3 protein-coding genes are annotated in these 3745 nt (G+C 71.9%); all 3 read right to left on the minus strand.

The window, feature by feature from the left end; translation table 11 throughout:
• The coding region (locus AOK18_RS24490) for an ABC transporter ATP-binding protein (RefSeq protein WP_055695727.1) at window positions 1–1297 on the minus strand (1297 nt) is incomplete at its 3' end.
• 267 nt (window positions 1298–1564) lie between these two features.
• Window positions 1565–2614 carry a BMP family lipoprotein gene (locus AOK18_RS24495; RefSeq protein ID WP_055695728.1) on the minus strand — a complete coding sequence of 350 codons (1050 nt, stop codon included), beginning with the start codon at window positions 2612–2614 and terminating at the stop codon, window positions 1565–1567.
• A gap of 327 nt (window positions 2615–2941) precedes the next feature.
• On the minus strand, window positions 2942–3622 hold the full coding sequence (locus AOK18_RS24500; protein ID WP_055572980.1) for a class I SAM-dependent methyltransferase: 681 nt from the start codon (window positions 3620–3622) through the stop codon (window positions 2942–2944).
• Between the last annotated feature and the right edge of the window lie 123 nt (window positions 3623–3745).

Raw genomic sequence — 3745 nt, forward strand, 5'->3', positions numbered from 1 at the left:
GCGCGCCGACGTCCACGCCGCGGGTGGGGTGGGAGGCGATCAGGAAGCGGGGCCGGTGGCTCATCTCGCGGCCGACGATCAGCTTCTGCTGGTTGCCGCCGGACAGGGAAGCGGCGGTGACGTCGATGCCGGGGGTGCGCACGTCGTACTGCCGGACGATGCGCCGGGTGTCCTCCTGGGCCGCCTTCGGGTCCAGCCAGAAGCCCTTGGCGTTGGGCTTCTCGGTGACGTGGCCGAGGATGCGGTTCTCCCACAGGGGCGCTTCCAGGAGCAGGCCGTGGCGGTGGCGGTCCTCGGGGATGTACCCGATGCCCTCCTCGCGGCGCTTGCGGGTGGCCCAGCCGGTGATCTCCTCGTCGGCCAGCCGGATCACGCCGGAGTCGGCGTGCCGCAGCCCGATGAGCGCGTCGACCAGTTCGGTCTGGCCGTTGCCCTCGACGCCGGCGATGCCCAGGACCTCGCCCGCGTGGATGGTGAAGCTGATGTCGTCGAGCAGGGCCTTGCCGCCGGGTGCCAGCAGGCGCAGCTTGTCGACGGTGAGGACCGCGCGGTCGGTGACCGTGGACTCGGCGGTCTCCGGGGTGGGCAGTTCGCTGCCGACCATCATCTCGGCGAGCCGGCGCGGGGTGGTCTCGGCGGGCACGGCGGTGCCCACGGTGGTGCCCCGGCGGATGACGGTGATGTCGTCGGCGACCGAGAGGACCTCGCCCAGCTTGTGGGAGATGAAGATGACCGACAGGCCCTCCGCCTTGAGCTCGCGCAGGTTGTCGAAGAGCGCGTCGACCTCCTGCGGGACGAGGACGGCGGTGGGCTCGTCGAGGATCAGCGTGGTGGCGCCGCGGTAGAGGACCTTGAGGATCTCCACGCGCTGGCGGGCGGCGACACCGAGTTCCTCGACCAGCAGGTCGGGGCGCACGCCGAGGCCGTAGCGCTCGGAGATCTCCTTGATCTTGCGGCGGGCCTTCGCGCCGATGCCGTACAGCTTCTCGCTGCCGAGCACCACGTTCTCGAGGACCGTGAGGTTGTCGGCGAGCATGAAGTGCTGGTGGACCATGCCGATGCCGCGGGCGATGGCGTCGGCCGGCGAGGAGAAGGAGACCGTCTCGCCGTGGATCGCGATGGTGCCCTCGTCCGGCTTCTGCATGCCGTAGAGGATCTTCATCAGCGTCGACTTGCCGGCGCCGTTCTCGCCGACGAGGGCGTGCACGGTGCCCTTGCGGACCGTGAGGTGGATGTCGTGGTTGGCCACGACGCCGGGGAAACGCTTCGTGATCCCGGCGAGCTCGACGGCGGTCACCGATTCGTTGACCGCCGCTCCGGCCGGAGGGCTGCTGGACGCGTTGATGGCGCACTCCTGGGGACGGGGGTCGTCTACGCGCGTAGCGCCCCTACGGCATCGAACGGGGTCGCACACCCGGCTCGACGGGGTGCGGGGAGCCTACTCCCCGCGCCCCGCCGGGCGGTCGCGACCCCACGGGTTACACGCTGTTCGGGTACGGGCCCTCCGCACGGACCGTACCGGGCCCGGGGGCCCGGACGATTCGAACGGAAGGCCCTTCCGGGATCAGCTCGACTGGACCTTGATGTCGCCGCTGACGATCTTCTTCTTGGCCGTCTCGATGACGTCCTGGAGCTTCGCGTTGTCCGCGAACACGGGGTTGGAGTTCGCGAGGCCGACCTCACCCGTCGACAGGTCGCCCCTGAGGATACCGGTGCGGGGGGCCTTGTCCTCGACCGACTGAGCCAGCTTGTACACCGACTTGGCGACGTCCTTCGTCGCGGAGGTGAGGATCGAGCCCTTGTACTTCGCCAGGGCCTCCTGCGCGTACTGGTCGGAGTCCACGCCGATCGCCCAGACCTTGTTGGCGGCCGCGGCCTCGATGGCGCCCTGACCGGACAGGCCGGCCGCCGTGTAGATGACGTCGGCCTTCTTCTCGATCTGGCCCTCGGCGGCGGCCTTGCCCTTGTCGGGGCTGGAGAAGCCGCCCTCCTCCGCGGTCTGCGTCAGGAACTGCGAGACGACCTTGACGCCCGGGTCGGTGTCCTTGACGCCCTGCTCGAAGCCGGCCCGGAACTTGTGGATCAGCGGGATGTCCACACCGCCGATGAAGCCCACCACGTCGGTCTTGGTGGTCTCGGCGGCGGCGACGCCGGCCAGGTAGGAGGCCTCCTCCTCGGCGAAGACCAGGTCCGCCACGTTGTCCATCTCGACCGTGGAGTCGTCGACGATGCCGAAGGTGGTGTCCGGGTACTTCTCGGCGGCGCCCTTCACGGCGGCGGCGTAGGCGTAGCCGACGCCGACGACGGGGTTGTAGCCCTGCTTCGCCAGCGAGGCCAGGCGCTGCTCCTTGTCCGCGTCGGTCTCGCCGTCGGTGGGCTCGACGTCGGCGGTCTCGTAGCCGAACTCCTTCTCCGCCCGCTGCAGGCCCGCGTACGCGGCGTCGTTGAAGGACTGGTCGCCCCTGCCGCCGACGTCGTACGCGATGGCGAGGCCCTTGTCGGACTTGGACCCGTCCGAGTCGGAGGAGGTCGAGGTGCCGCCGCAGGCGGAGAGCGCGAGGGCCAGGGAGGCGGTCGCTGCGCCTGCGACCGTGATCCGGGAAATCCGGCGCATGTGTGGTGCTCCTTCGTACAAGCGCCGGAAGATCGGGGGGACGGCGCTGGCTTCGCCGCAGATTAACGCGCGTAGACCGCCCTGGAAACCCCTTCTGTCCAGCTTGTTATGCGGCCGTGGCCTACCCGGGCCCTACCGCGAGTACACCGTTGCCGATCGCGAACGGATCATGGCACTGGGTGACATTCGGGTGATGTGCGGGCGATGTACGGAGTGAGGGGACAAGCACCGTGACATCCGGCACGGTACCCGACGGCCGGCGCACGCCGGTGCCGGCGCGGCCGTGCCGGGTCCGGCACCCGGCGCACGACGGCCGTCGGAGCGGGTTCAGCGCAGCCGGCGCACGCGCAGCACCAGGTCGTCGGTGTGGTGCGCGCCCGCGCCGCCCTCGGGGGCCACGCGGGGCCGCTGTTCGTCCACCTCCACCTCCCAGTCCTCGTCGAGCAGGGCGGCGACCGTCGAGGGCCAGACGTAGTCGGCCGGGTCGAAGCCGCTCTCGTCTTCCCGGTGGGTGTCCATCCCCGCGTGGTGCACGAGCAGCAGCACGCCGCCGGGCGCGACGGCCGCGAGCAGCGCCCGCTCGGCCGCGGCGTCCGGGGTGCGCAGCAGCGCGGGGTACTGGGCGGAGACCAGGTCGAAGGAGGCCGGCGGGAGGGCCGCCTCCGTCAGCGAGGCGTGCACCCAGCGCACGGCGAGGCCGGCGTCCCGCGCGTGCCCGGCCGCCCGTTCCAGTGCCACGCCCGAGACCTCGAGGGCGGTCACGTCCCAGCCGCGGCGCGCGAGCCAGACGGCGTCCGCGCCCTCGCCGCAGCCGACGTCGAGCACCCGCCCGGGTGCGAGCCCGGCGGCCTCGGCCACCAGGGCGCCGTTGGGCCGGCCGCTCCACAGCTGCTGCCGGTCGGTGTACCGCTCGTCCCACTCCGCCCGCACCGCGGGGTCCCCGACGTATCCGTCGGCGGGGAAGGGCGTGCCGGGCGCGGGCGGTCCTGCCGTGCTGTCGTCGCTCATCGGGCCACCCTCGCCCGGCGCCTCCCGGACGCGCCACTCCTGTTGCCGGTCCGGCAACAGGAGTGGCCGGGGGGACGGATCACGGGCGGGCACCCGCTGGGGTGCCCGCCCGTGATCCGTCCC

Source organism: Streptomyces prasinopilosus (assembly GCF_001419695.1).
Classification (GTDB): Bacteria; Actinomycetota; Actinomycetes; order Streptomycetales; family Streptomycetaceae; genus Streptomyces; species Streptomyces prasinopilosus.

What these genes read in the sequence shown, in the direction of transcription:
- AOK18_RS24495 (WP_055695728.1), bottom strand. Translation starts at nt 2,614, where the DNA reads ATGCGCCGGATTTCCCGGATCACGGTCGCAGGCGCAGCGACCGCCTCC.
- AOK18_RS24500 (WP_055572980.1), bottom strand. Translation starts at nt 3,622, where the DNA reads ATGAGCGACGACAGCACGGCAGGACCGCCCGCGCCCGGCACGCCCTTC.